Source organism: Mycobacterium sp. TH-M11 (genome assembly GCF_057473725.1).
In genome coordinates this window covers 1-2334 of record NZ_JBYCLD010000405.1, presented here as the reverse complement: position 1 = coordinate 2334, position 2334 = coordinate 1, and the positions used below count along the sequence as shown (strand labels likewise).

The window sequence follows — 2334 nt, the reverse complement described above, 5'->3', positions numbered from 1 at the left end:
GATCCCGGCCGCCACGACAAACAGCTTGGAAAAGACCACGGCGCCGCGGTGCTGGCCGATGCGAAGGCGGCGCTGCTGGATTTGCAGGACCGCTTCTACGCCCAGGCCGACCGGTCGCTGTTGATCATCCTTCAGGCGATCGACGCGGCCGGTAAGGACGGCACGATCAAGCACGTGATGAGCGGCCTCAACCCCGAAGGGGTCGACGTGTACAGCTTCAAGGCGCCATCGGCGACCGAGCAGGCGCATGACTACCTCTGGCGCCACCAACGGTCGCTGCCGGAACTGGGCCGCATCACGGTGTTCAACCGGTCGCACTACGAGAACGTACTGATCACCCGTGTGCATCCCGAGACGTTGTGGCCACGCACCGCGGTGCTCGACGCCGGGAAAATTTGGCAGCGGCGGTACCGCGACATCAACGACTGGGAGCGCTACCTCACCGACAACGGGACCGTCATCGTCAAGCTGTTTCTCAACGTCTCCAAGGACGAACAGGCGCGCCGGTTCCTTGAGCGCATCGACGAACCCGAGAAGAACTGGAAGTTCTCCGTCGCCGACCTACGCGAGCGCGCGTTCTGGGATGACTACCAGCGGGCCTTTCAAGACATGCTCAGCCACACCAGCACCGTCTGGGCGCCCTGGCATGTGATCCCCGCAGACCACAAATGGTTTGGCCACGTGTCGACTTCCGCGGTGCTGTTGGAGACGCTGCGGGATCTCAACCCGCAGTATCCGCAGGTCGGCGCCGCTGCCAAAGCCGAGCTGGCACAGGCGAAGAAGGAGTTGCTAGGCGACGACGGTGACGCGGGCGCACAGTCGTCGTGACACGGTGGACCCGCATGCACCCACGTCGACGGGGCGCACCGACATACCACGGACGCAACTGGACGCACCCGACATTGACCGGTGTTGTGGGCGAATGAGGAGGACGACCCGTGGCGGTTACGCCGAACCAGGCCCGTTCGGACTACGAGCGGATCGGACGCGCCCAGGACTGGCAGGCCTTCTGTGCGGGCGCAACCATAAACCGTCTCGTGGCCAAGGCGGCCCTCACCGGGACCAGACCATTTTCGAGTCCGGTTGCGGCACTGGCCGGTTGGCTGCGCGCCTGCCGACGGCGCTTGCCTTCCAGTGTCAACTACCTCGGGTGTCGACATCAGCCCGGTGATGGCTTGCCGCACGGTGTGTTCGCCCGCGTGCCGGAGGCCGACGCCGTGCCCGCCTACTGCCTCGCATCGGTCGACCGGAACGGCACGACGACGTGCTTCGAAGATTTCTACGGATGCTGGCCGACTCTGGGGGGAGATGGATCGTGAAGTAGCGGTCGTTGGGTCATTATGGGTGTTCGGCGGCCGGCTTGAGCACTTCTGTGTTCGTGAATGTGCATGCTTGAGGCTTAGTGGGCGAAGGGCCGCTGGTTGTCGAAGTGGCCGCCGGGCTTGAGGTCGTCCAGACTGGCCAGCGCCGACATCATGTCGTCGCGCAGTGACCGGGCCAGATCGGCGGAGAACCCTTCGCGCACCACGACGCGCAGCACCGCGACGTCGGTCGCGTCGGCGGGCATGGTGTAGGCCGGCACCTGCCAGCCGTAGGACCGCAGGGCGTGGGAGACGTCGAACTCGGTGTAGCCGAAATTCCCGGCCAACCGTAGGCAGACCACCGGGATCGCCGAGCCGTCGGAGATCACCTCGAAGTGCTTGCCTTTGCGCAACTCGTCGGCCAGCCAGCGCGCCGTCGACGACAGGCATCCCATCACCTGGGTGTAGCCCGCGCGACCCAACCGCAGGAAGTTGTAGTACTGGCCGATGACCTGGTTGCCCGGCCGGGAGAAGTTCAGGGAAAACGTCGGCATGTCCCCGCCGAGGTAGTTCACCCGGAACACCAACTCCTCGGGCAGGTGTTCATGACCGCGCCACACCACAAAACCGATGCCCGGATAGGTCAGCCCGTACTTGTGGCCGCTGACGTTGATCGACACCACCCGCGGCAGCCGGAAATCCCACACCAGATCCGGCTGCAAAAACGGCACCACGAACCCGCCGATGGCGGCGTCGACGTGCACGGGGACATCCACGCCGCCGCCGGCGGCCAGCTTGTCCAGGGCCGCGCAGATCTGCGCAACGGGTTCCAGCTCACCGGTGAAGGTGGTGCCCAGGATCGCGACCACGCCGATGGTGTCCTCGTCGACCGCGTTGACCACTTGCTCGGGCGTGATCACGTAGCGGCCCTTGGCCATCGGCAGGTATCTGGGCTCGACGTCGAAGTAGCGGCAGAACTTCTCCCAGACCACCTGCACGTTGGAGCCCATCACCAGGTTCGGGGTGCGGGTCC

The 2334-nt window shown here is 65.3% G+C and carries 3 protein-coding genes; 2 read left to right on the top strand and 1 reads right to left on the bottom strand.

The annotated features are described in order from the left end of the window. Both AC2VOG_RS16045 and AC2VOG_RS16040 read left to right on the top strand, forming a co-directional pair. A partial coding sequence (locus tag AC2VOG_RS16045) for a PPK2 family polyphosphate kinase (protein WP_486940863.1) occupies window positions 1–828 on the top strand: 828 nt, incomplete at its 5' end. Window positions 829–938: 110 nt separating this feature from the next. Next, window positions 939–1319 (top strand): hypothetical protein, encoded by a 381-nt coding sequence (locus AC2VOG_RS16040; protein WP_486940862.1) that lies wholly within the window; start codon window positions 939–941, stop codon window positions 1317–1319. A gap of 80 nt (window positions 1320–1399) precedes the next feature. Here AC2VOG_RS16040 and gad read toward each other — a convergent pair. Next, window positions 1400–2334: glutamate decarboxylase (gene gad, locus AC2VOG_RS16035; protein WP_486940861.1), on the bottom strand; the 935-nt coding region annotated here is incomplete at its 5' end.